Source organism: Mojavia sp., assembly GCF_059505145.1.
Genome location: NZ_JCACKA010000118.1, coordinates 1 through 23,817 on the forward strand (window position 1 = coordinate 1; position 23,817 = coordinate 23,817).

Consider the following 23,817-nt stretch of genomic DNA (forward strand, 5'->3'; position numbering starts at 1 on the left):
GGCATTTATTTCTAATCTTAGCTCGTTATCAAAGATCCCAAATGGGTTCTATAGGTAAATAATTTGGTAGATGAGTCCACAGAAATAAACCGCCTTGAGGAACTGTCCAGGAGATCGCTTCGGGAAAGTAGTTTTCTAGAGCTTGCAACATCAAATTTCGACTTTGCAAGTTACTAATACGTAAACGATTTAGGTGACGGCGGTAATGCCCTGTTGCTAAAAACTCACTCATAATTGCCTGAGACACTGTAGACACATGCAAGTCATTGAGTAACTTATGCTTCACTAAAGGTTGATGATGCTCACCTGCTACCACCATGTACCCAACTCGTAATCCCGGCATGAGAGTTTTTGAAAATGTACTGATGTAAGTAACTAAATTATGACGATCCAGTGCCTTGATGGGAGGTGGAACAGGTTGAAACTTTAACCCTTCGTAAGCATTATCCTCCAAAATCAAACACTCATACTGTTGTGCCAACATTAATAATGTTTGCCGATGAGCCAGGGATGTTGTAATTCCAGTTGGGTTGTGTAAAGTGCTAATAGTGTAAATTAATTTTGGTCGATGAGTTTTAAGATACTGCTCCAGCAATTCCAGATTCATTCCCTCCGCAGTCATGGGAATACCGATGACCTTGGCCTGTAAACTTTCAAGGATTCCTAATGCACCATGATAAGTTGGTGTTTCTACAATCACCCAGTCATCTTTTTGCAAATAATATTGCATTGCTAAGAATAGGGCTTGCTGTGAGCCAGTGGTAATTATTTCTTCTGGCGAAACCTCTAATCCTTGCCCAATTCACATCTGAGCAATCAGTTGCCGCAGTATGAGTTGTCCTTGAGGGAAGTCTTCTGTTAAAAAAGTATTTCCCGCTTTCACTAATGCGCGTTTAGCAACCCGTTGAAGATTATCTGAGATAGTAGTAGAGGGAAAACCTGAACTGAATTCAATCATGCCGCCTTGTCTTCGAGCTTGAATTGAAGTTATATATTGCTCAAAAAATGAACCTCTACCTTGTGAAATTATTACCTCTTGAGACGGGGCAAAAGTTGAACGTGAGGTCGGCTCTAGGTTTGGTGTTATTGTCCGGTTGACAAAATATCCCGAACCCGGACGAGCATGAATTAATCCATCAGCTTCTAACAGACTGTATGCTTCAATGACAGTCAACTTGTTAACTCCAATATTTGTAGACATCGCCCGGATCGAGGGCAGCTTTTGTCCATTCGCTATTTTGTCAGATTGAATTAAACAAGCCAGATAATTGCGAATCTGAATATATATCGGCGTTGGTGAGTTTCGATCTAAGAGAATGTTCACAGTGCGTCTGTTTTTTCAAAAGATGACTCAGGGCTATAGGCAATATAAAAGATTTTTCTTTGCCTGAACTGGTACAGTTGAGTTGATTTTAACTAGAACAGTTGAAAATACTGTGACTGTACTAGTTAAAAGTGGACAGTTCTGTACCTTCTCATAGAGATGTTAATCAGCGAATTTAAAAATATCTGATGCTCGATTAAGCCAAAAAGGATAATTCTGATGAAGATATTTGATAGATGGCCGCTACTGGAATCAAAACTCGCTCAAGCTTGGCACAATTTAGTTAGATTCGTCACAACCAGTTCTCAATTACAAGTTTGGCAAACTCATCTTGCTAATGGGAATTGTTCTTGGCACGCTTATGACCCGATGACTGGACGTAGTGCTTGTTTTGGTTCTGAAGCTGATATGCGAATCTGGATCGAAACGCAGTATTACATTAAGTAAGTTGCAGCTAAAATCAAATATTTACCGCATTCGTCCAGAAACACCTAACTTTTCACGGTAAGTCCTCAAACCGCTAAAGAACGTGGCTTTTTCCACAGACTAATTCTCAATAACTCTAAGTTAATGAAAATCGCTAAGGTAAAAATCAGGATTTGAGAAAAGCTGAAAATGTCGGTTTTCCAGATGCCGTGAAAAGTCAGCAGAAACACAGGGGCTGGCTCACCGCCATCCTAACAGTTTCACCGCATGAGGAAGCTAGCTTTGGGTAAAAACAGCCAGCATTATCTAAACCTTTCCGCAATCTCAGCTTTAACCATTTGAGGAAACAACTTGTTCGATTTGTTTGGATTGTTTAACGAGTCTTCTTCCCCAAGGTTTAAGTACTGAAATTGCAACTATAGCTATTAAGCAACTAATTTGGATTAGACTACCGATAATCACACCCTGTTGAGCAAGTCCATACATTGGATTTTGTAGCGCTTGTAGCCGTTGTGCTTGAGAAATTGCAGCACTGAATTAATCCCATAGAGTTCGTCTCCATTCAATGGATTTTTTTGATCGTGGCGATCGCCAAAGGATTTAAGAGTCCAAACTCCCTTGTAGGCTAAACACTCATGTATGGGTCATCTTACTAGTGCAAGCCAAAATTTTTGTAGTTTCTTAATTTGGCAAAGGTATTGGCTATATAATGCAGTTGCCTCAAAAAACGTTTTTGGGGAGACTAAATAGAAAAAATTTTAGGTGACGTGATGAAGGTTTCAAGAAAAATAAAAACGCTTTTCCTAAATATTGCTACAGGTTCACTTTTTGTCAGTACTTGTCTAATTGAGAAACCAGTATTAGCAGCTTCGATAGGCTTATGGAATATTTCATTACGCCCTTTTGTTAATGTTGAACCTGTATTCAATACAAAAATTGGAGTTAGTAATTTTACAGAATATCTAGGATACGCACCAGTATGCAACATATTCTGTCTTCCTTTTTTGATAAGGAGTTAACTCCAAAAGATATAGGGAAAATATTTAGCGTTGATAAAACCAATAATCCTAATTTTGATGAAATTGTAACAATTTTATCGAATGGAAGCGACAATGTAATTGAAGCTGGAGTAAGTACAGCAGTTGCGTTTGGGCAAGTTAACAGTTTTGAATCAATAGCTTTTAATAAGAAGAATGCTCCTTTTCCAGATTTTCAAGGTCAAACTATAACTAGTTTTGATTTATTTGTTAATGAAATTAATTCATCAGGGCTGAATCTCACCTTAAATGTCAATGGTTTCTCTAATAGCACGTCTGTTCCTGAACCATCTTTTGGCCTTGGTTCTCTAATTTTTAGCCTTTTTGGTGTTGGATTAACTCTTAAGCATAGGCTCAGGCAGAACTATCTAAGTAAAGCAAGATAAAAATAGTAGTCTTCACAACTGAAAAACACTCATATCAGCAATATTGAGGTTATTAAATTGACTCGAAACTCGCCAGAAGAGGACAAAGACAGGCACAGATAAGGGTAAGGGGGGCAAGCAGACAATGCTATCCAAATTTTTTCCCTTGTCCTCTTCCTCATCCCGCAAGCCACGTGCGGTAACACCCAAAAGTTTCAAGCCCCCGCTGAATCGGGAGATTTATTGGCTTGTAATCATGTGGGCACACAATAATGTTCTGATTACTTTCCAAGTCGTCCCCCTAATTCCTTGTCGCCGTCAATGCTGCACAGCTAGGATCTTTAGCTTCTGTAAGTAATATTATTAACAAAATATTTGTCACTTTGCTTACAGTCAATTTGCGTAATGACTGTTACTATTATAACTACTTCGGTTCAAAGTGCAGATAGATAATCCTTGTATGGTATTTTTATTGATTAGCACTCATTTATCTTGTTGGAAACTTGGGTGCTTTTGTTGACTGTGCAAACGGCTAAACGAACACACTACAACCAAACAATTCATTCCATCCACTGTACCCAATCGGGGGCAGCTGCAACCAACTGGCCAAATTTAAGAGGCTCAACCTCTTGTGAGAGCGAACGGCTAGCAGTAACTTCTAATAGGAGTGAATCAGGCGCAAAGAATTCATTCAATACTGTTGGACGAGGCAAACTACGATGATCAAATTTAGGATTCCATTGGCTGTAATTAAAGACTCGTAAACCATCTAGGCTAGAATGTACACTGGCTGAGACAAAATAAGGATGGTCATTATTCGCTCGCGATTGGCTTGTTAAGAGGGAAATCCGCGCTGCTGATGCAGTGAATCGAAACCGATGAAGATGGGTTTAAGAACCAATTCACGCCATCCACTCTACCCAATTGGGAGCTTCGGCCACTAACTGAGAGAACATCTGCGGCTGTGCCTCCTCAAATGCCAGCATCACCCCCCAACGCTCGTCAGTTGTGAGGGAACTGAGGAACTCTTTGACCGCTTCCACACCATTTTTCAATCGTTCCATAGCTAATGCAGCATAAGATTTAACCTGCTGCCACCATAAATCAATTGGATTGTCTTGTCCGTTCATATCCCCCAAATTATTACTTCCATTAGTGGGAAGGTTATAAGGTGATGATGTGTCACCAACTTGTATTGGTACATTTATATTATTAGTGACTGACACCAAATCAATTCAAAATTCAAAATTCAAAATTTAACATGGAGGTAATTAATTTTGCATTTTGAATTATTAATTTTAAATTCGGAGCGAAGCGACGTTACACCAACTCCCGATTTAACCACCTAGAGAAAATCCCATCTCGCCCATCGTCAGCAGGAAGAAACTTATATACACACTCCCGTTTTCCTCGTGGCCCCAACCGACCAACATAAGACAGCCTCAAATCGATTTTGTCGAGGAGCTTTTGTGCGATCGCTATGGGAGTAAATTTCTCGGTAATAGTCACATTCAGATAATTCTTGATGACATACCGATTCTCCACAGCCCTCGCCTTAAACTCCTGCATTTGTTCGTCAGACCCCCTCAACTGAACTTCAGGCGTGAGAAACTGCAACAGATTGAGGTTTTCCAGTAACAAAACAGAAGACAACATCTGCCCCTTGTTGAAATCAGGCTTCCAAATGCAATTTTCCCCAGCTTCCGCCATTCCCTTGGCTCGTTTGCCATCACGCTTAGTCAAGAATTCCCGCCCCAGCGTCAGATAATAGTGCAGCCGCAGTTGGGTATACCAGCCGTCATCATCCTTCTCCACCAATTCGGGTGTAACCTCAACTTCATAACGGTGGGATAATTCAGCTTTACGCTGCTGATGTCTTTCGGCTGGAGTTTTCGCTCGTTGGTTTTGCAGTTTCTTGAGTTGGGCATCAGATATATCATCAGAATCAGCGATTGCCTCCGGCACTGCGCTCCGCGCAATCGCCTTCAATTCACCAGAGTACAATTCATTTGATGCCGCCTTAACTTCCTTGATGATTTCCCCACCCTCATCAGAATCAGCATCAGGAGCATCAATAACGGTATACCCATCAGCCACCAATCCTCTCAACACAAACTCCTGATAGCGCTTCATTTCTACGTTAATCACACAAGCGCGCTTACCCCAGGCTTGTAAAGATTCGGGTTGGAAGTTGGAGTCGATGTAGCTGTAATCCTGATTATCCGCAGCTGACAAAAGAGCAATGTTAGCCTGGGTCGCAACGTGCTGACTCCGCAATAATCCACCAATAGAAGTTGAACCATTACCGACAGTCCCCATACCGTACCGACTAACCCAAATATGACGGTCAACAGTTTCCCTTAATCTCGCCAACAATTGAGCAAACTCCCGTGTTCGAGCCACAAATCAGTCGGCTTTCCACTGATTGGTTTAATCTGAAATTTTCTTACAGCACCCAAACTGATAGATGCAATGGCTGGGTTAATTCCCATAGATGGTTCATTGTCCGAATGCCAGCCGATAGAATCCTGGCCGCTGCGGTACTGATTGCCAATGACGATGCGGAAGCTGTAGCTGGTGGCAGCAGTAATCTTATCTCTGAGTTGGGCTAGTGGCTCTGTCCAGGGCAGGGGCTTCAAAAACACGCTATTGGAGTAGAGGTAATCACATCCTTTGTCACCATAAATGCACTCTAGCCGAGGCACAGGAATAATCTTGCCCACCATCCTGATGTGATTCTGCTGCCATTGGAGTTGTTTGCAGTGCTGGTATAGTTCGTTTGCCTCTTGGATAGTCAAAAAGTCGGGGTAATAGGTAACGGGTAAAACTGGGGCGGGTTCATCAAACAGATTGAGTTGTTGCATATTACTGTTCTCCCTGTGACCAGAGTTGTTTCAATGCTTCTTGTTTTGCTGCTTCTAAACGCTCTTGTTCTTCGGGCGACACCTCACCAATCAACTGCTGTACTTCCGTCCGTTGCTTGTGCTGAATCTGTTGGGTTGTGGCAGCTGGTAAGGCCAGTGATTTATCTTTTCCTTGCCCTGATGGCCGAAAGTTACGGCGGCGGAAGATATAGCGGAAGTGGCGCTTGTCTTGAGGGGATAGCTGACGCCATACCTCAGCATTCCAACCAGGGGGTATGAAGTCGGTTGATGGTGGTAGTATGTTTTGAATTTGGGATTGCAACTGAGCGATCGCCTTGCCTTGTTCTTCGATTACCGTGCTTTGCTGTTCTACTCTTTCCAAGAGTTGGGCAAGTAGTTCTGAGGTTTGCGGGGCTAACTCTGCTTCACGAGTTTTCACCGCGAAATAGTTTTGTGCGGCAGCTATTTCTGGTTTTCGTGAGTCCCCATTCATTGCTGTGAGATAGGGAGCAACGCGATTTTCTGAAGTCGAACAAAAACAAGTGACAATGCTCCACCCCAAGGCCAGGCGATCGCTAAAACATGAATTCAAGTAAAATGTATAAAATGTTCAGGCACTGCTGGGATTAAGGAAAGAATTAAAAATAGAGTTACAAAAATTGTCCCAACTGCCAGCTATCCATTGACATCGCAGATGTAACATAATCTCTGCGTTATCTGGAAGCCAAAATTTACTGTTCCCTTTCATGCGTAAGTTAACAGCTTGACGAATTAAACTTTCAACGGCACCGCTCCCAAGGGGTAGCTGATGGAGTGCGACTAAGTGATAGTTTAATAGTCGCCTACGGTAAGCTTTGAGAATATAATTACGTTCTCGCACCAAAATTTTACAACGCTCGTCAGTTGCTGTTGAAATAAATTCATCCATATACTTTGACATGACCAACTGTTAATATCTGCCTAGTATAATTACCATATTTTTTGATTTTCTGATTTGACAAACTTCTTGTTTGCTTGATTGCTATATCCACAGCTGACTGAGAGTGAGATAGTTTATTTAGTAAAACTGCTACACATTCTCCTGCTAAAGCTAATGCTGTATTTCTAATTTCTTCTTCTAATGCTTTAAAAGTCTGAGCCGACCATTCGCTCAGATTTTTAATTTCTAAAAGTTTCGTAACTTTTTGTTTAAAGTCTGACAGTGATTTGCTTAAATCTAAACTTGAATATATTTTTTCGTTCATGAAGTGTAGGCATTCCCTGTTTTGATATCAAATCTCAAAACTTTTACTCAAAGGGCATCCTACACTTTTTTGTCTCCATCAGAGAACTCAACAACCATAATAATAGAGTTATCTCAGTATTACTGAGGGATTAGCTATCTAACTAGTATCTATTTTACTAATTTACTGAACTTTCGGTTTAGCAATCGCCTCCTGTGGGGTGGAGCATCGTCACTCGTTTTTGTCCGACTGAGGAAAATCGCGTTGCTCCCTTTGAGATGATGTTTGGGGAATATCATGTGTGTCTGTGCATTGTCGAGAATAACACTATATTATTAGTGCCTGACATGAAATCAGAACCGTACGGAAGATTTTTGAATCTTTCTAACGATAGTGCAAGTTTTTTGAAAACTAACATAATATCAGGGTTAATGAACATAAGTTAGCAACAAGTAAGTGTGACACATACATAATTTACGTGTTCATGAACTTGACATTGTTAACTATGACAGTTAAGATGAGCAATAAAATTAAATCAGTCTGCCTAATCTCTTGTTTGTTCCAAAGACATTTATGTTGTATGGAGATAAACAAGGAGCGGAGGAACCAAATTCGGGGCGTATCTCTGGCAAAGTTTAAAGCAAAAGTGTGAAGAATCAACTTCATCCCACAAAGCTTGAATGATCTAGAGAAGGACATCTCTCAGTTCTAGTCCGTCAGCTAACTTCGTAGGCATTGGGAGGAGATTGAACGAGCAGCATAATTAAAATCAATGCTTTGTCTCGTCAGTATCCTTGGCTGGTAACTTTGCGCTTCGTTGTACCTGCCCTCGCTCCGGAGGCAAGGAAAATATAACTTGTGTTTCTGGTATCTGAGGCAGACTAGTTGCCTTGAGGTAAAATTTTACTATGTTTTTCAATAAAAACCATCATATTGTTTTGGTATCTGTTGATGGTGACCCTGCCGTGAAAATCGGTCAACAAGAAGCTGGTCGCCAAAGAGTAGAGGCTTATTTGAGTTGGTATAGTGTTGCCTCTGGGTTAAACAATCTCTACACTGATTTCCTGACTCAAAATCGGGTTCAATCTCAAAAACAACCTCAGATTGCAGCTTAATCTTTATTGACCTTTTTTGACTTGATTTGACTATTTGAAGGTGATTATTGCATCTACAAATAGTCACCAATAAACTACTTAACTAGTTAATTCAAAAGGAATCACATCCATGTTGAATATTGGGGATTATGCCTTGCATCAAGAAACAGGGCAATTTGGTCAAGTTCTTGGTTACGGACATCAAATCATTAATGGTGCTTATTTTACTACTTTGAAAGTTCATCTCAAAAATTATCAGGAAAATAGTGGTTACAGCTTCTTTGTAGAAGATGTGTACTCCACTTGGATGAAAGCAAAAAATTTATAAGCTCTTGGGAGGTGGAGTCACAACACTATCTCTCAAAAAACTGAAAGCATGAAGATTGTTAAGGAATTTAGGAGAAAAAATGTCCATTCAAAATCAGAATTCTTTGACTGATGTAAATCTTTTTCCTGAAACTGATTACAAGTTAATTGGAGAGTATGCGGGTCAAAAACTTTTACTCATTGGTAAAACCAATGGTTACGGCGATCCCATCGTAGCAACAAGCGCAACGCCTTGTGAGCCAAGCCGTGAAGAATTATATGCTTACGATCTCTATGAGTTAATGAAACATAGTCAAGAGCAACTCAAGATTACTGAGAAAATTTAGTAGTCTAAGTCAACAAGCTCACAGCTTCTAGCTGTGGGCTTTCAAGGTCGTAAATGTCCATAAAGAAAAAACGAAAAAACAAGGTGAGCGTTTCATTCCCCTTCAAGAGTCTGTTTGTGAGAATGGTATTCGCGGGCTTGAAATGCAGCGAGCGCAGTATGCAAAGTCAGATAGACGTGTTGGGAGCCAATCTTGTCTAAAAGCTGCGAGTGCTTTAGTTGTTTGTAAAGATCTTGTTTAACACGTGTCAATGCAAAGGTAATACCTTGAGCAGCTAGTTCACTGTGCAATTGGGCTAATGCGTCGATGGCAGTAATATCAACTTCAACAATTGCTTCTGTGTTTAATACAAACCACTCCACAGGAGTTTTTTCGGCTTCAATTGCCGACAATGCCCGGCGCTTGAAATTTTCGACATTGGCAAAGCAAAGGGGAGCGTCATAGCGATAAATGACTAAACCTGGGATAGTTTTGGCTCCTTGCCAATCTTCAATATCGTGTAATCCAGGTAAACCTGGCACTTCTCCCAAAACTGCATCGTGCGGACGTGCTACCCTGGCAAACAAATCAATCACAGATAAACCCACTGCAATACCAACCCCAACCAAAATATCAGTAAGTAGAACTCCAAAGATTGTGACCAAAGCCAAAAATAATTCGCTACGTCGAAATTGTGCCAATCTGAGAAATTCTGGAATTTCAATCAGTTTTGTAGCCGCATAGATAACAATCGCCCCTAATGCAGCTTTTGGAAACTGTGCCAACAACGGGCGTAGGAACAATAACACCAAGATAACTACAATCAAAGCAACTAAAGAGAATGCTTGACTTTTGCTCCCTAATGAGTCAGCAATTGCAGTGCGGCTACCACTACTACTAATTGGAAAACCTTGCATTAATCCGTTTCCCAGATTTGAGGTTCCAAGTGCCAACAGTTCTTGATTAGCGTCAATTTTGTAGTGATTACGGTTAGCAAATGCTCTTGCTGTCAGTACATTATCTGAATACCCAACAATCGCAATTCCAACAGCCGAAGCAATGAGTGTGGAGAATTCCTGAGCCGATAATTTGGGGAAAGCCAAATGAGGTAAGCCTGCTGGAATCTCGCCAACTACGGCTACTCCTTGTTGGTCGAGATCGAATACAGCTACGCTAGCCGTTGCTAATAAGACTGCAAACAATGGCCCAGGCACAGTTGCAAAGCATCGCTGAATTATGAATAAAAAAGCTAAGACTATAGCTGCTAATATCAAGGTTGGCTGATGAATTTGATCTAGCTTGCTGAAGAATTCACCTACTTCTCCAAAAACAGTATTTGCCTCAATGTCAATGCCAGCAATTTTGCCTAACTGCCCTGTAATCATAATTATGGCAACCCCTGCCATATAACCAATCAGAATCGGTTTAGACAGCAAATCTGCTAAAAATCCCAAGCGAGCAATGTAGCCAATGATGCATACAATCCCAACAATGAAAGCTAGCCCAGAAGCCAGCGTTGCATAATTAGTACCATTAGATGCCACCAAAGGAGCGAGCGCTGCCGCTGTCATTACCGCCGTCGTCGATTCTGGCCCGACCGAGAGTTGAGGTGAAGAACCCAACACTGCATAAATAATCATTGGTGGCAGAATTGCCCACAATCCTACTACAGGTTGCACCCCGGCCAACTCCCCATAAGCCATACACTGCGGAATTAAATAAGCAGCTACCGTTACACCTGCCAGTAAATCAGGGAGCAACCATGCTCGCTGGTAAGACAGCAACCGTTTTAACCCTGGTATGCCTGGTAAGGTTACTTGATGCTTTTTCAACATAGCCAACCTAAGTCAGACTGAAATTTCGTTTAAGAAGATATTAACTAGTTTAAGAGAAAGTTAAGAAAAAACGAAAAATCAAAGAAGTCCTAATAGTCTGATAACCTAAAATTGCGCTTGTAAAGGCAAGCTCTTGAGGCTGGAGGAAATAGCTTGCTTTAGGGGCTTCCAAATAAAAAAATATCCCATCGCTTTGACGGCAGGGGGCAGCGAGCAGGGGGAGGGAAAGTCGTTTTAATTGCAGGAATTGAATAATTTATTTTTTGGAGTTCCCTTATTAGCAATAATTTTTACTACCTGTTCCCAGGGCTTGCTACTACGCGCTCTTGCTCTTTTGTGTCGCAAACTACTATAGATGATGCAACAGCCTTGGAGCTACACCACCACAGACCTACAACCGTCCGCAAAGTTAACTCCAACCATCCAGTTCCCCAAATATCGATTCGGTGAACGGCTCACCATCAGCAACACTAATAGCATCACCAAGGGAGGAAACAAGCTCAGGCGTAGAATTTACCCGCACACGCCGCTCAAAGGCGCAATCTCAGCCTCATCCATTTCAGTGTTAATCCAATCAACCTTAACAACTTTGGGGCATCGCTTGAACTTGTATCTCACTCATAACCTATTCATAACCAATCTGTGAGCAACAATCCGGTAGTCTAAATTGCGACTGGAATGGTGTGGGCAAAAACTACTTATCTAAAATACGCTCACGGATTCCAGAATAATCGAGGATATGATGATGACCAAGCTTGACTACACAGTGTTTAGACGCATCAGTATTAAACATTTGCGGCGGAAAATGTGTTTACTGACCCTAATTTTACCGTTTCTGACATCTACTACTACGAGTTTGGTGGTTGCCAGAGAGAATGAGACTGCAAACGCGCCCTACGAAATCGGGCTTTGGGGCGATTTACCCTACTCAGACGCACAGGAGGTTGGCGTAACACGACTAATTGAGGACATGAATTCGCAGAAACTTGCTTTCACTGCCCACGATGGCGATCTCAAAGCTGGTTCTAACAGCCTTTGCGACAACGCGCTATACGCCAAGGCTCTCGGCTACTTCAACTCCCTGGAAGCGCCAGCAGCTTTCACGCCAGGTGATAACGATTGGACAGATTGCGATCGCCCTTCCAATGGTGGATTTAACTCGCTAGAGCGCCTCGACTATGAGCGTCTGGTATTCTTCAGTACTTCTTTGTCTCTGGGGCGGCGTCGGTTAGCTCAACAAGTGCAGGTGGTCCCATTGTGCCTCGGTGTCAACGGTGTGGTGCCCTGTGTCGAGAACCGCCGCTGGACAGTCGGCAGAGTTACCTATGCAACACTCAACATCCAGGGTTCGTGCAATAACCTATGCGACACTACACCTGACCCAGCAGAGTACGCGGCGAGAAACGCAGCCAATATTGCATGGATGAAACAGACTTTTCAAGTGGCAGTTGAACCATTGCCAACAGTCCCCATACCGTACCGACTGACCCAAATATGACGGTCAACAGTTTCCCTTAGTCTCGCCAACATCTGCCTCACGGAGTTCACAGGCTGCACACCTTGAAATATCCCCCACACCGAATCAAAATGTCCTTTGATGTCGATGGAAACACCAGTTTCCAGACTAGGGGAAGCGATAACCAAATCGTACTGTGTGAGAATCTCGTTGAGATGCGCGATACACCCACAAGCTGGATGTGTGGGGTCGCCAACAGAATCGCTATCAATTCTCAAAATTCGTAGATGGGGGAATTTGCGCCGGAACCGTTGTTCTAATGCAATTCACCCCAAAGCGATCGCATAATGCCTCACCCAGTTGAATGCGATGGGTGATAATCAGCACTCGTCGCCCCTGGTCGCCTTTAGTACTCGCTTCTTTCACCGATATTTCCAACCCCTGAACATTAGCGAAACCGACAACACTATATTTGTGACCGCAGGGGGTGTTTACCCTGTCTTGCTCAACTTCAACCGCTTTTAGTCGGTGCAAAATTTCGGTCTGTTGCTGTTGTTGTTGGAGTAAATGCTGTTCTTGCTCTGGTAAATGTTTAGCGATCGCTGCAAGTAACTGTATTTGTGTCATGGCGGTTTCCCTATTGTTGGCGGGTTTAGTCCAGCCCGTGATATCCTGCATCCAGGCGCGAACACCGATGGCGTTGAATGAACGGCATACCAATCTTGCTTGTGGGTTACAATACCTCCCAGCGTCAAAGGCGTAGTATTCCAAGATGATTGCGAGCGCTGTGTCAGGGATGCCAGTTGTTCTCCACCCTGTTAGTTCACCAGCATCAAACCCTTGTACGATAAGAGTTTGAGCTAATTTAGTCGGTTTTAGTTCACCGCTTTGAAGATGATTGATAATTGCAGTGTGGTCTACCCCAGCCAATCTCGCAGTTGCTCTAACACTGGCTTTAGCTTTACCCGATGCATCAACTTCAATCTCTTCTTTAATCTGTTCGATAATTTGAGCTACTTCGATTTGAGACATAGTTTTAGTTGTGTGATGAGTACAAAGTGTTGTGTTTGGACTTAGACATTCACCCGCACCAAATCCTCTTCCCGCACTAAAGAGAATCGATTGGTCATAGTAGTTGCTTTAGGAAAAGCAGGTGATGTCAATTCGACTTTGTAGAACCAAGACTTCTCGATTAGCTCAATTCCCAGAACTAGCCTTTGGTTTGTGCCGCGATTGGGAAATTGCAACAGTACGCGATTGCGCTCCCGCGCAGTGCCGAAGGCAATCGCCTAAAACAAAAGCTGGTTTTTTCACAGTGGTAGATTCTATTCGACCAGTGCCAAGAATTTCATGTTTTGTTGCGCGTACAATGTCGTTCTCAACATCGATAACGTAGTCCCAACGCTGTTGATACCATTGCAGTCCACAGCAATAACCAAATCTTCTGTTAGCCTTGAAATAAACTCGCTCCCATAAATTAATTTCAACAGGTGGAATTTCTTGACCCCAAGGCGGGGATAGAAACCAGCATTTTTCTAACTCGGTGATTGCTTCCATTACGCTTTTCTCCCTAAGAGGTATGATGGCTTCGCGATCAAGAGCAGCAATGCGTTTTTTGATTTGTTGTGGTGGATTTTCAAGGAACTGTTTGAGATGCCAAACTCTAATTTCGTAATGCTTTGGAGAACGATTATCTGCTTTGAGCCAACCGCGATTAATCCAGAGACGCACAGTTGATAAATTCAGTGAAAGAACACTGGCGATTTGATGACAGGAGTAGTTGTCTAAGTCAGTAAATTGTCTAGTCATTTGTAACTCTCCAATATCTAATGTAGAGAGGGAAGAAGCAGCGGTGCAGGGGGCAGGGGTAAAGATTCTCTCCTTTGCTTTCTGCTCCCTGCCCCTTGCCTTCTTTTCTTCAAGCAGCTTCAGATTTTGTCCCTTGTATTTGCTCCATCCATGCGCTAATCGCTGTTAATTCATCAGCCCCCTGAGCTACAGCATCAACAACTTGCTTTTGATATGAAGATTCCGCATGATTCGGATGTTCACACTTATCTGTTGCCCAAGCCAAGCACATTGTTTTGACTAGTTCATCGACTTTGCTCACGTGCAATTGACTGGGGCTAGTAGCATCTTGAAATTGCAACCATTGCTTGACTAAATCCAGTGGGTAATCAAGCAAAGTGCGTATTTTTCTGACTCGTAAATCTTGGGGATCTACAGTAGACGGTGGCTGAGTTCGCGTCCCACCTAATAACGTTTGAATGCCGTGAATGATTGCTCCCCAATCAGCATTCGGGTTCCATTCCGTCCGAATTCTTACTTTAGTAGCAGCATCATATGATAACACTCCATGTGCTAATTCTGCGGGAGATATGTTTGACCAAGACAATGCCTCTAGCGCAACTATTACAGTTACTGTTGTTGAAGTTCCTGAATTAACCCCAGAAGAACAGAGCGATCGCCTGCACTTGGAGCGAAAAGTGTACAGTGACTTTTTATTTGTCGCTGTGACAAAATAATGTCATTAAGAGTGTAAAGCTTGCAATCTCTAGCTTTACGCCTAGAATTAGCCCAAAGAATTTACAAGCCATATCAACAGCAACAATTGCAAACCTGAAGTGGGTAAGGCTTAAATTCATGACATGAATTTGTCTTAATGCCATTTAATTTGTCACTGTACAATAACCAACGCGCCAAGCAAAAAATTAACATTATTGCCTGTCCTGGATTGGGTACAGGAATAGGCCAAATGCCATATACTGAAGCTGCTAGACAGATGGCATTAGCCTACAATCATTTTCTGTACCCACCCAAGCATCTTAACTCCATAGTTGCAGCCCAAAGACAACTTCAGATATGGGAGGGAGGAGATTTGATTTATGAAAAGTCTAAAAGTCACCCTAGCATAGTGTTGTGTTAGGGCGATCGCTACTCTAAACTTTATGAGCAGTCAACGCTTTTACCACATTGGCTTTGGGCAAGAAGATTTGGGTGCATCGCCTCCCGCTATGGCGCTGTTATCTGGCGATCCGCAACGTGCGTATTTTATTGCTCAAAACTATTTGCAGGATGTGTGCTTGTTGTCGGAGAATCGCGGACTAAATAGCTATGTGGGATACTTACCCAACGGACGCCGCATCTTATCTACAACTAGCGGTATGGGTGCGCCTTCGTTGAGTATTGTGGTGAATGAGTTGATACAAGTAGGAATCCAGCAAATTATTCGCATTGGTACTTGTGGCTCAATTCAACCTCATATAGCAGTCGGTAGCATTGTGATTAGTAGTGCCGCATTATGCCGTCAGGGTGCAGCAAATGATATTGCACCTGTGGAGTATCCAGCCGCAGCCGATCCATTTCTCACAGTTGCGTTGGTGAAAGCCGCACGTGAATTAGAGGTTGAACATTATTTGGGAATTACCGCTTCGGTGGATACATTTTACGAAGGACAGGAACGCACAGATTCAGCCAATCCTTATTTAATGCGATCGCTGCATGGAATAACAGAAGAATATCGGCACTTGAATATTTTGAACTATGAAATGGAATGTGGCACGCTGTTTAAAATGGCGGGGGTGTATAAATTTGCTGCTGCTGCCGTTTGCGGTGTAGTTGCTCAACGTACTATTGCAGAAAATATTATTTTACCTAAAAAAGATATTGCCATTCAGAATGCGATCGCCACCGCTGTAAATGCAGCTGCGATCGTAGATTAAAAACACAACACCTTCTTGTGGCGCGTTTTTTTTGATGCCTAAGTTTTTCAGCCAGTCTGGGTAACCTAATAACAAGGGTTATAGGGAACTTTGGAGCGCGAAATTACATGAAGGATACTGGAAAGCGTGGAATTTTGACTATTAACTCAGCTGTCATGGCAGTAATGCCGACGCTGATATCTTTAGTCTTGCTGCATCCGGCAACGGCTGAAGATCCAGGAGCGTGTTTCATGGTAACTTCCTCTGGTAGAACTATTAGTTTGGGTAAGCTTTGCGGTATAGTTACGCCAGAAAGTAACGTTTTTCGAGTTCCAATCAAACGCCGCATTGGTAAAACTCCTGTCATTGCGGTTACTTTCAATAATCAACAGACTTTTGAGATGATTTTAGATACTGGGGCTAGTAGTACCCTAATACCTCTGAAGATAGCGGATGCTTTGCAACTCCGCGCTACAGGTACGGTGCAAGCCGAAATAGCAGATGGTACTCAAGTTCGATTCAAGACAAGCCGGGTACAATCGATTGTAGTTGGTGGAGCTGTAGTTAATAATCTGGAAGTAGCGGTTGCCCCAAAAGCTGGCATTGGCTTACTGGGTCACGATTTTTTTGGGGACTACGATATTAATATTTTGGCAAAAGAGGTGGAATTTCGTCGCCGATGACAGAAGGGGACTGGGGGACTGGGGACTGGGGGGCAAGGGGACAAGGGGACGAGGGGACAAGGGGAGGAGGAGAGAAGGAGATAATGCTATAGAACTTACGCACTCAGATCCCCAAACCCCCTTAAAAAGGGCAGCCCTGCGCCCTTGCGGGTTCCCCGACTCCCTCAGTGGCGTGGCTTTAGACGTTCCCCCCTTTTTTAAGGGGGATTAGGGGGGATCAGGGTTTCAGACTTCAGTGCGTAAGTCCTATGCTATTTAAACTCTTCTTCTTTCCAATTCCCCTTTTCACAAAACATCTTCCAGGTGAGGTACATCTATCCTGGTTGCTGATTGATGGGATTTATGAGATAAATCCATCAATAACTGAGAATAAACTCCTTCACGCAAGGATGGAACTATTGCTTGCTGGCTATCAATTCCTTGCACCCATCGGTCTACTACACGGATAAATGCCGAAATGCGCCCATCGGCGTGATTTTGCCCAAACATGAAGTGTGGTAGAATTTCTATTTCCGTTAACGGTTTACTCGGTTGGGAACCCCAAATGCGAAAACCGTGGATGTAATCTTTTTGATTTTCACTGCCTAAAACTAAAGTACCGCGATCGCCATACACTTCTACCCAATGAGTTCTCGGCGCATGAACCACTGCACTGATCGTTAGTTGGCAAGGTGTGCCATCTGCTAATTCCAGAGATAATATACAGGTGTCGTCTGTATCCACTGGCTTACTTTCACCGCTAACAGGGTCAACACGTGTGGGAATGGCGGTACTCAAATGGGCGCTTAATTTGCGTACTGGCCCAAATAACCAGTAAATATAATCGAAGGCGTGGGAACCCAAAGAACCCAATGCACCGCCTCCCTTATCTTGGGAAGAATACCAGTTCCAAGGACGCGAAGCATCAGCACGTGAAGAACCTAACCAATCAATTCTAATTAGGCGCTTGTTACCCACATAGCCTTCTGAGAGTAGTTGTGCAAACATCTGCCATCCTGGGACAAAGCGAAATTCAAAGTCTACAGTAGCAGTAACGCCTTGTTGTTGAGCTAATTGATAAAGTTCTTTGGCTTCAGATACATTTAAGGCTGTAGGTTTTTCGAGTAATAAATGTTTTCCTGCTTGCAGCACTGTTTTTGCCATTTCATAGTGCAAAAATGGTGGGGTGGCGATGGTAACTGCTTGCACTTGGGGCAATTTCACAATGTCTGCAATTGTGTCACAGGCGTGGGGGATATTATGGGATTCGGCTATTGCTTTGGCTTTATTGATATCTCGGTGATAAACAGCTACTATCTCAGTTCGAGGATGGGCTTGCAAGCCGGGAATGTGGACTTTTTGACCAAAACCTGTACCTGCGATCGCCACGCCAATCTTACTCTGATTCGTCTGTAGTGTAGAAGCCATAATATTTACCTAAAAAATCGAATAGTCAACGGATACCGATATAATTTTCCTTGATATGCCGTGATTGCGGCTGAAATACTACATACCATTTGCAACATTATCAGTAAATAGATTGGAAGTCCAAACATTGATAAATATTGATTAAACCTCCAAGCAAATTTGCTATTGTGATTTGTGATATCGCCCAAATAACTACCGCCATTTTTCGCCATGAATAAAACTATAATTAACCAAATAATTATATATATTGTTATGGATATTTGAAAGTTTAAAGAATTTTTAGCATTAGAATCAATTAGCGAATGTTGTGATTTTTTAAAACGCCAAATAATGTATGTAATAAAAATATTTATTAAAGGCATATAGCAATCAGATTTGATTTCTGAATCACTCGTAGAGGTAAGGGACTGGGGATTGGGGACTGGGGACTGGAAAGAAGGAATAAAGGTGTACTGAATTTTGTTCAAAAATCAAATATGAGTCCTATATACAGATTTATATTAAATTAAACAAACCTCCTAACAAAATCCAACCAGGCATCCAACTTAAATTTGCAAGATGGCCTAGTATGCTCCAAAGTCTAACTTTTGGCTGTTTGTTTTGCAGCATTATTTTGTCAATCTCTTTTCCTCACTACTTAGCGTAAAAATCTAATTGTCCAAGGATAACGATAATGCTCACCCTTGTAAGCTTTAGCTGATGCAAAACTTACTAGTGCTAATTGGAATGCTAACATTGATAAAGTTAATGAAAGCCACATGAATACTAAAGCATCTAAAACTATCTTCACTTCTTTTCCTGAACTATGAGTGACAATTGCAATTCCAAAAATAATTAGCATTAATAGTAAAGATATAATTACGACAAACAAAATATAAAAAGTTAGCGTAATTTGAAAATTTAAAGATTCTTTACCTTGAAAATCTATCCAAGGAGATTTTGCTTTGTTAAATCGCCAAACTATCAGCGGTACTAAAATATTTATTGGTAAATATAAAGGAATTCCGATAAATATCAAAGAAAACAATAATATCCAAGCTAACAAAGCCGAGAAATGACACAACATTGCCCATATACGCATTCGTTGTTCTGGTTTTTGTTTCATAGCTTTTTTTGCTAGGTGGATTGAAGTAATAATTCTCCATCCTAGTACCTATAAAACAAGCTAAACCAAAGTTTAAAACTTAAGTATTTCTCGGTCATAGTTTTCAGGGAGAGGTTCTATTTCCCACACTATACCTTCACGTGGTTCTAAGGCAACTTCTACGAAGAGTAGTTCTACGGCGGTTGTTGCTATGTCTTCGTTGTTGGGAAATGGCTGTAAATCTTCGGTGAGTAGTCGGAGTTTAAAACCGCCAGGGATGGCTGCACCGACAATGGTGTTACGCAATTCAAACCGCCAGATGGGTGCGTCTGGTTCGCCTTGTGGTATTACTAATAGTTCGTATGTTTGACCAGCGATCGCTAGTTGACGAGAGAGAATAGCCTGCGATTGTCTTTCTTCAACACCTCTACCACCAGCAAAACTCAATTGCATATTCAACCGTCCCCAACCGATAGTTTCCGCCGCTTGAGAAACGCCGCTTCGCAACCATTGCAGCACTGACCATTGTTCTGTTTGTCCTAAGCGTTGTTGATATAAGCTTTTTCGCCAACCGCCATGTTCAATTAGTCCCCCCCATACTTGAAAAGGAATAGCTAACCTGGGTGTAAGTATTTCTGGATTGCCCAGGCGAGTTATCAGGTTTTGTGCTTGTGGTTGTGATAGGGTTGGCAGAGGTGAAATAACGCTACGTGTGGCTTCTTGGGGGCAAAGTTCTTGAGTCACAGCTAAAACACTGATGTCGTTGATGATGTCGGTAGCATCAAGAGTATAAGTGCGATCGCCTGCATCATAACTGCCTCGATTCTTCAGTTGTTCATGGGTAGAGTAACCCCAAACTTTGATGTAACCTTCATCTGATTCTACTTGCACCGCTAAGTAATAATCTCCAGCCCAACTTGGTAAATCTATCCATTCTTGCGGTACTCGCAATTCGCTACAATCAATTGTTTCACTGGGAACCAAAATAATTCGAGTTGCGTTGATTGTGATTGCGGTTCCATTTACCAGTTCCCAAAAACTCGGTAAAGCAGTGCTATTTGGCCAAACCTTTGCTTGTGGTGCGAAATCCTCTTGTAACCAAGGTAAAACTGCACTCAGACAAAGTTCATTGAGATAACCTTGATAACGAGAAGTGGGGTTAGAAAAAGATGGACTTTGAATAACCGCCCGATTTTGGCTGGTAGTAGGAATTTCTAAAATTAAATCACTGGGGTTGGCGAAGGTAAATTCAGTCATGGTAGTTAGGGACTGGGGATTGGGGACTGGGGACTGGGGACAAGGGGAGAAATTATTACTCAACTCAGCACTCACAACTCAGCACTCAGCACTCACGACTTTCCAGCTAGTTATTGAGGAGATACCCCGTAGTAACTTTGTAGCCATTCCTCCATTACTGTACTCATATTTTTGAGTAGGTCTGAGGTGACGGAAATATGCAAAGTGTCTCTACTCCAATTAGCCAAAGACTTCAGCAAATTTTCTCTAGCTTTTGTCAGTCGGCGTGATACAGTATACTGCTTAGTTTCTAAGTGTTTGGCGATTTTATCTTGATTCAGTCCTTGAGCGTAATACAGTTGTACAATCTGTTGTACCTCCGGTTCGAGTTGGGCGATCGCAGCGACTAAAACCTGATTAATTTCTGTTTGCTGAGAAATTCTGGTTTGTTGTTCTTCTTGGGCAATAATTTCCTCAATTAGCGATGCTTGTTGATTTCCTGGGAGATTATCGAGTAATTCCACCGAGTCATCTCCACCTTGGGAAATGTTGAGAGATTCTGGGGTGGGATAAAGATATTTACGTGTGGCTTTTGCAGCAGTTAGCAACCACTTTTCAAGAATTTGTGGATTGATGCGCTGGCTACTTTGGGAATTGTAAGCTTTGGCGATCGCTTCCCACATTTGATCGTCGGGTCGAGAAAGTTTGCGAGATGTACCGGGTGTAGTTGGCACATACAAAGTTTTGAAACAATTCCAAGCAAGAATATAAGCATGAATTTCGTCTTTGGATAAGCCAGCATTTTGCAAAGCCTCCTGCAACCGCTTTTGCGAAATTTTGCGTAACAGTCCCCAGTCTGAAGAGATATCAACTTCGTGACGTTGGCGCAAAGTTTCACGAATTGCACTAGCAAAGATGGAACTCGCGTAGTTTTTGAGACTAAAACCTTGATTAGAGTTAAATCCTTTGAGGACTCGATCAATGTGGGCGATCGCAATTTGAAAACAGTCTGACAATTGATACTGGTTACTGGCGAAACTATTCACTGTTTTTTGCGATACCCAATAACAAGATTCTTGCAAATAAGCAGTCAGATGTTGCTTGGCAAGCATCTGAGATTCACCAAGCTGCCATAACTTATACCAATAAAGCGACCAAAAATACTCTGAAGTTTCTTGTGGTGTGCGTTTGACACAACTTTGCATACTACTACGCAATCTTGATTCTGTCGCCCAATGACTGAAGCGATCGGCAACGAATTGCACAAAAGTTGAAAAAATTTCAATGATGCTTTGCCGAGGGTGCATAAAAAACTGAAAGCCTACCTAGAGAAGTAGTGAAGGTGGTTAAAGAACAATACGGTTCTGAATGGGATTCAATTCCGTAAGATCCCCCCAACTCCCCTTAGAAAAGGGGGGCTTAATTCCCTCCTTTTTAAGGAGGGTTAGGGAGGATCAACTCTTATCTAAACCGATTGGGTTAAAGACACCTGCACAAACTTTACTACAAGGAATGGAAATCATGCTTCGACTTTCAATAAAATCTTTAACACTTGCTGGGATGGTAGCGCTTTCTACTGCAAGTAATGCTTTTGCCCAAGTGCCCATACTACAAAATTTACGCTTGTCTCAAGTACAAAATTTTAGTTGTGGGCCTCATGCTCGGACTTATGTTGTTAAGGCTTTAGATAATCGTCAAGGTCAAGGTATCCGTTGCGTCAAATTCAGTGAAGGTAGACCAGGAACTACGATTCCCAGATTAGCATGGTACGGCGAAGGTAATTGGCGTGGTGCTACCTATCGCCACGCGGGACAAGCTATTTACCGAGGTTCTAATCTTGTGGGTTTTGCTTCTGATATTCACGGTAATGGCGAAGATATTAACAATAACTTTCCGGGAAATCTCAAAATTCAAATCTTAGGTTCATCAACCATTCGGGTTACTGGTGCATGGAATGAAGAGTGGCAATTAGTCCAAGCTACTAACTATAAACCTTTACCTCATCCCCAAACTTGTGGTCGATATTTCGATGAATACAAAGTTGCTGATTTAACAGGAAATCGCAACGGTGAAGGTTTGCGTTGTGTTCTGCGTGTGGGGCCAAAAAATACTACTTGGTTTGGCAACGGTAATTGGGGAGGTTCAACTTATTCTCACATCGGCACTCGTTCTTTTAACGGTTATGGTGCTGGTGATTTGTGCGGTGCTAATTTCGGCCCAATTTGCAATACATTTGGTTGGGGTTCATTGCAGTTAACTTCTGTTAGTGGTGGTTTTGATGTCACAGGCGCTTGGAGTGAAAAGTGGCGTTAGTGATTTTAACGAAACTCAGCTTGTTCAATTGTGGCACGGAAAAAATCTAAGTAACGTTCTGTACCAAACCACCAACCGACACTCATTTGAGAAGGAATTGTAAAACCGCCAAATGTTTGTTCTTGCTGGCATTCTCCGCCAAAGGGAATGTAAGCGTAGCTGCCATCTTTTGTGTGTTCTCCCCAACGTGGTAGAGAAAGCTTTAGCAGTTTGCCATCAGAATCTATAATCAGCGTCAGCTTTACAAATTCACCATCAATATTAAGACTAGCTTGGATAGTTCTTTGATCAATTGCCTCCCAACTCACGCCGCGTTCAGGTAACAAAGCTGAAGGCAGCCAGACTAATTCTCCAGCTAGTCGTCCAATACTAGAGCGGGTAACATCAGGACTATGCCCATTAACTATGGGAACGAGTCCCCAAAGAAAGAACCGTGTTCTACCCGATTTGTTTGCATAGTAATCAGAACCCGCAAATTGAACCAAACCGCGACCGATAACTGGTTTCCAAACAAATCCTTTGAACGCAGAGATAATTTCTTTTGCCCGCATTGGTATCCACGGTTTATCCTGCCCTCCATTTCTAAAACTGCCACTCATTTCTAAGTTTACAGAAGATGCAAGAGGAGTTCCCGGTATAATGGCATGGTAAAAGTAGCGCTTTACGGGAGTGGGTAAGCCTGCAACCATGTCCTCGGTGAAATATTTTTCTGCTGGTACAGATTCTAGCGATCGCCAAATCCGATCAACTTCTTTTTCGTCCCCTACCCTGATGATGCCTAGAGTTATGATTGCGATCGCCAACAATGCACCAATGTAGAGTAATATTTTTACACTCATTTTCCTCACTCCGTCTTGTAATTTCGGTAGTTAGGTCACCCTTGGGGGGATTCAAAATTCAAAATTCAAAATTCAAAATTATCAATCGAGTATCAGAACCTCATTAATGAGTATAAAAGACTCATTAACGGAGTTCAAAGACTCATTAACGGAGTTCAAAACCTCATTCACGAGTATAAAAGACTCGTTCACGAGTATCAAAGACTCGTTCACGAGTATCAAAGACTCATTCACGGAGTTCAAAGCTTCGTTCACGAGTATAAAAGACTCGTCGGCGAGTATAAAAGACTCATTCACG

General features: G+C 42.3%; 29 protein-coding genes, 3 pseudogenes and 1 riboswitch. Of the genes and pseudogenes, 11 read left to right on the forward strand and 21 right to left on the reverse strand.

The window, feature by feature from the left end:
* Positions 1 to 28 precede the first annotated feature (28 nt).
* Together AC5JL8_RS32430 and AC5JL8_RS32435 are read right to left on the reverse strand one after the other, a co-directional pair.
* Positions 29 to 802, reverse strand: coding sequence for an aminotransferase-like domain-containing protein (locus AC5JL8_RS32430; RefSeq protein ID WP_495883827.1), 774 nt, complete (start codon positions 800 to 802; stop codon positions 29 to 31).
* Positions 803 to 1,324, reverse strand: a complete 522-nt coding sequence (locus tag AC5JL8_RS32435; RefSeq protein ID WP_495883800.1) for a GntR family transcriptional regulator — start codon at positions 1,322 to 1,324, stop codon at positions 803 to 805. It abuts the gene before it with no gap.
* Positions 1,325 to 1,543: 219 nt separating this feature from the next.
* Here AC5JL8_RS32435 and AC5JL8_RS32440 point away from each other — a divergent pair, with 219 nt between their 5' ends.
* Positions 1,544 to 1,771 (forward strand): hypothetical protein, encoded by a 228-nt coding sequence (locus AC5JL8_RS32440; RefSeq protein WP_495883801.1) that lies wholly within the window; start codon positions 1,544 to 1,546, stop codon positions 1,769 to 1,771.
* A 958-nt stretch (positions 1,772 to 2,729) separates the two neighbouring features.
* Positions 2,730 to 3,173, forward strand: coding sequence for a hypothetical protein (locus AC5JL8_RS32445; RefSeq protein WP_495883802.1), 444 nt, complete (start codon positions 2,730 to 2,732; stop codon positions 3,171 to 3,173).
* Positions 3,174 to 4,054: 881 nt separating this feature from the next.
* Here the strand turns inward: AC5JL8_RS32445 and AC5JL8_RS32450 are convergent.
* The 6 genes and pseudogenes from AC5JL8_RS32450 to AC5JL8_RS32475 all read right to left on the reverse strand — a co-directional run bounded on the left by AC5JL8_RS32450 (position 4,055) and on the right by AC5JL8_RS32475 (position 7,260).
* A complete protein-coding gene (locus AC5JL8_RS32450; RefSeq protein ID WP_495883803.1) occupies positions 4,055 to 4,378 on the reverse strand; it encodes a hypothetical protein in 324 nt (107 codons plus the stop codon).
* A gap of 94 nt (positions 4,379 to 4,472) precedes the next feature.
* Positions 4,473 to 5,555, reverse strand: a complete 1,083-nt coding sequence (locus AC5JL8_RS32455) for a hypothetical protein (protein ID WP_495883804.1) — start codon at positions 5,553 to 5,555, stop codon at positions 4,473 to 4,475.
* Positions 5,513 to 6,016, reverse strand: a complete 504-nt coding sequence (locus AC5JL8_RS32460) for an alpha-ketoglutarate-dependent dioxygenase AlkB family protein (RefSeq protein ID WP_495883805.1) — start codon at positions 6,014 to 6,016, stop codon at positions 5,513 to 5,515. Before AC5JL8_RS32460 ends, AC5JL8_RS32455 begins: the two co-directional genes overlap by 43 nt.
* Position 6,017: 1 nt before the next feature.
* Positions 6,018 to 6,608: a hypothetical protein gene (locus tag AC5JL8_RS32465; protein ID WP_495883806.1), complete on the reverse strand. Its 591-nt coding sequence runs from the start codon at positions 6,606 to 6,608 to the stop codon at positions 6,018 to 6,020.
* 18 nt (positions 6,609 to 6,626) lie between these two features.
* Positions 6,627 to 6,944 (reverse strand): annotated as a pseudogene (locus AC5JL8_RS32470) (ISLre2 family transposase); the annotation flags it as partial.
* Positions 6,937 to 7,260, reverse strand: coding sequence for a hypothetical protein (locus AC5JL8_RS32475; RefSeq protein WP_495883807.1), 324 nt, complete (start codon positions 7,258 to 7,260; stop codon positions 6,937 to 6,939). The gene AC5JL8_RS32475 and the pseudogene AC5JL8_RS32470, both read right to left, overlap by 8 nt.
* 543 nt (positions 7,261 to 7,803) lie before the next feature.
* Positions 7,804 to 7,989: riboswitch (cyclic di-AMP (ydaO/yuaA leader) on the forward strand.
* A 158-nt stretch (positions 7,990 to 8,147) separates the two neighbouring features.
* On the opposite strand from AC5JL8_RS32475, the gene AC5JL8_RS32480 reads away from it, so the two are divergent.
* From AC5JL8_RS32480 to AC5JL8_RS32490, 3 genes are all read left to right on the forward strand, one after another.
* Positions 8,148 to 8,354 (forward strand): hypothetical protein, encoded by a 207-nt coding sequence (locus AC5JL8_RS32480; protein ID WP_495883808.1) that lies wholly within the window; start codon positions 8,148 to 8,150, stop codon positions 8,352 to 8,354.
* A 109-nt stretch (positions 8,355 to 8,463) separates the two neighbouring features.
* Positions 8,464 to 8,661, forward strand: a complete 198-nt coding sequence (locus AC5JL8_RS32485; protein ID WP_495883809.1) for a hypothetical protein — start codon at positions 8,464 to 8,466, stop codon at positions 8,659 to 8,661.
* Positions 8,662 to 8,740: 79 nt separating this feature from the next.
* Positions 8,741 to 8,986: a hypothetical protein gene (locus AC5JL8_RS32490; RefSeq protein ID WP_495883810.1), complete on the forward strand. Its 246-nt coding sequence runs from the start codon at positions 8,741 to 8,743 to the stop codon at positions 8,984 to 8,986.
* A gap of 92 nt (positions 8,987 to 9,078) precedes the next feature.
* Here AC5JL8_RS32490 and AC5JL8_RS32495 read toward each other — a convergent pair whose 3' ends face one another.
* On the reverse strand, positions 9,079 to 10,800 hold the full coding sequence (locus AC5JL8_RS32495; RefSeq protein ID WP_495883811.1) for an SLC26/SulP family anion transporter: 1,722 nt from the start codon (positions 10,798 to 10,800) through the stop codon (positions 9,079 to 9,081).
* A 739-nt stretch (positions 10,801 to 11,539) separates the two neighbouring features.
* Between AC5JL8_RS32495 and AC5JL8_RS32500 the strand changes: the two genes are divergently transcribed.
* Entirely contained in the window at positions 11,540 to 12,298 is a 759-nt protein-coding gene (locus tag AC5JL8_RS32500) for a hypothetical protein (protein ID WP_495883812.1), read from the forward strand.
* Here AC5JL8_RS32500 and AC5JL8_RS32505 read toward each other — a convergent pair.
* From AC5JL8_RS32505 to AC5JL8_RS32525, 5 genes and pseudogenes are all read right to left on the reverse strand, one after another.
* A pseudogene (locus tag AC5JL8_RS32505) lies at positions 12,244 to 12,579 on the reverse strand (plasmid replication protein, CyRepA1 family); the annotation flags it as partial. The gene AC5JL8_RS32500 and the pseudogene AC5JL8_RS32505 sit on opposite strands and share 55 nt — an antisense overlap.
* Positions 12,524 to 13,288 (reverse strand): hypothetical protein, encoded by a 765-nt coding sequence (locus AC5JL8_RS32510; protein ID WP_495883813.1) that lies wholly within the window; start codon positions 13,286 to 13,288, stop codon positions 12,524 to 12,526. The gene AC5JL8_RS32510 and the pseudogene AC5JL8_RS32505, both read right to left, overlap by 56 nt.
* A gap of 41 nt (positions 13,289 to 13,329) precedes the next feature.
* On the reverse strand, positions 13,330 to 13,503 hold the full coding sequence (locus AC5JL8_RS32515; RefSeq protein ID WP_495883814.1) for a DUF1392 family protein: 174 nt from the start codon (positions 13,501 to 13,503) through the stop codon (positions 13,330 to 13,332).
* A complete protein-coding gene (locus tag AC5JL8_RS32520) occupies positions 13,454 to 14,065 on the reverse strand; it encodes a DUF1392 family protein (RefSeq protein ID WP_495883815.1) in 612 nt (203 codons plus the stop codon). Before AC5JL8_RS32520 ends, AC5JL8_RS32515 begins: the two co-directional genes overlap by 50 nt.
* 109 nt (positions 14,066 to 14,174) lie before the next feature.
* Positions 14,175 to 14,609 (reverse strand): hypothetical protein, encoded by a 435-nt coding sequence (locus AC5JL8_RS32525; RefSeq protein WP_495883816.1) that lies wholly within the window; start codon positions 14,607 to 14,609, stop codon positions 14,175 to 14,177.
* 25 nt (positions 14,610 to 14,634) lie between these two features.
* On the opposite strand from AC5JL8_RS32525, the gene AC5JL8_RS32530 reads away from it, so the two are divergent.
* The 4 genes from AC5JL8_RS32530 (at position 14,635) to AC5JL8_RS32545 (ending at position 16,640) form a co-directional block, all read left to right on the forward strand.
* The gene (locus AC5JL8_RS32530; RefSeq protein WP_495883817.1) at positions 14,635 to 14,781 is read left to right on the forward strand and encodes a hypothetical protein; all 147 of its coding nucleotides are present in this window, start codon (positions 14,635 to 14,637) and stop codon (positions 14,779 to 14,781) included.
* Positions 14,782 to 14,918: 137 nt separating this feature from the next.
* Complete coding sequence (locus AC5JL8_RS32535) at positions 14,919 to 15,182, forward strand: hypothetical protein (RefSeq protein WP_495883818.1); 264 nt, start codon at positions 14,919 to 14,921, stop codon at positions 15,180 to 15,182.
* Between the two features lie 22 nt (positions 15,183 to 15,204).
* Complete coding sequence (locus AC5JL8_RS32540) at positions 15,205 to 15,978, forward strand: nucleoside phosphorylase (protein WP_495883819.1); 774 nt, start codon at positions 15,205 to 15,207, stop codon at positions 15,976 to 15,978.
* A gap of 107 nt (positions 15,979 to 16,085) precedes the next feature.
* Positions 16,086 to 16,640 carry a retropepsin-like aspartic protease family protein gene (locus tag AC5JL8_RS32545; RefSeq protein WP_495883820.1) on the forward strand — a complete coding sequence of 185 codons (555 nt, stop codon included), beginning with the start codon at positions 16,086 to 16,088 and terminating at the stop codon, positions 16,638 to 16,640.
* A gap of 285 nt (positions 16,641 to 16,925) precedes the next feature.
* Here AC5JL8_RS32545 and AC5JL8_RS32550 read toward each other — a convergent pair whose 3' ends face one another.
* From AC5JL8_RS32550 to AC5JL8_RS32570, 5 genes are all read right to left on the reverse strand, one after another.
* Positions 16,926 to 18,047 carry a Gfo/Idh/MocA family protein gene (locus tag AC5JL8_RS32550; RefSeq protein WP_495883821.1) on the reverse strand — a complete coding sequence of 374 codons (1,122 nt, stop codon included), beginning with the start codon at positions 18,045 to 18,047 and terminating at the stop codon, positions 16,926 to 16,928.
* 5 nt (positions 18,048 to 18,052) lie between these two features.
* Positions 18,053 to 18,409 carry a magnetosome magnetite crystal formation protein family gene (locus AC5JL8_RS32555; RefSeq protein ID WP_495883822.1) on the reverse strand — a complete coding sequence of 119 codons (357 nt, stop codon included), beginning with the start codon at positions 18,407 to 18,409 and terminating at the stop codon, positions 18,053 to 18,055.
* Positions 18,410 to 18,684: 275 nt separating this feature from the next.
* Positions 18,685 to 19,152 (reverse strand): DUF4870 domain-containing protein, encoded by a 468-nt coding sequence (locus AC5JL8_RS32560; RefSeq protein ID WP_495883823.1) that lies wholly within the window; start codon positions 19,150 to 19,152, stop codon positions 18,685 to 18,687.
* Between the two features lie 72 nt (positions 19,153 to 19,224).
* Complete coding sequence (locus AC5JL8_RS32565; protein WP_495883828.1) at positions 19,225 to 20,388, reverse strand: DUF1822 family protein; 1,164 nt, start codon at positions 20,386 to 20,388, stop codon at positions 19,225 to 19,227.
* Between the two features lie 110 nt (positions 20,389 to 20,498).
* The gene (locus tag AC5JL8_RS32570) at positions 20,499 to 21,674 is read right to left on the reverse strand and encodes a sigma-70 family RNA polymerase sigma factor (RefSeq protein ID WP_495883824.1); all 1,176 of its coding nucleotides are present in this window, start codon (positions 21,672 to 21,674) and stop codon (positions 20,499 to 20,501) included.
* 214 nt (positions 21,675 to 21,888) lie between these two features.
* Between AC5JL8_RS32570 and AC5JL8_RS32575 the strand changes: the two genes are divergently transcribed.
* Positions 21,889 to 22,680: a hypothetical protein gene (locus AC5JL8_RS32575; protein ID WP_495883825.1), complete on the forward strand. Its 792-nt coding sequence runs from the start codon at positions 21,889 to 21,891 to the stop codon at positions 22,678 to 22,680.
* Positions 22,681 to 22,685: 5 nt separating this feature from the next.
* On the opposite strand, the gene AC5JL8_RS32580 is transcribed toward AC5JL8_RS32575, so the two are convergent.
* Positions 22,686 to 23,519 (reverse strand): DUF6920 family protein, encoded by an 834-nt coding sequence (locus AC5JL8_RS32580; RefSeq protein ID WP_495883826.1) that lies wholly within the window; start codon positions 23,517 to 23,519, stop codon positions 22,686 to 22,688.
* An 81-nt stretch (positions 23,520 to 23,600) separates the two neighbouring features.
* Positions 23,601 to 23,817 (reverse strand): annotated as a pseudogene (locus AC5JL8_RS32585) (hypothetical protein); the annotation flags it as partial.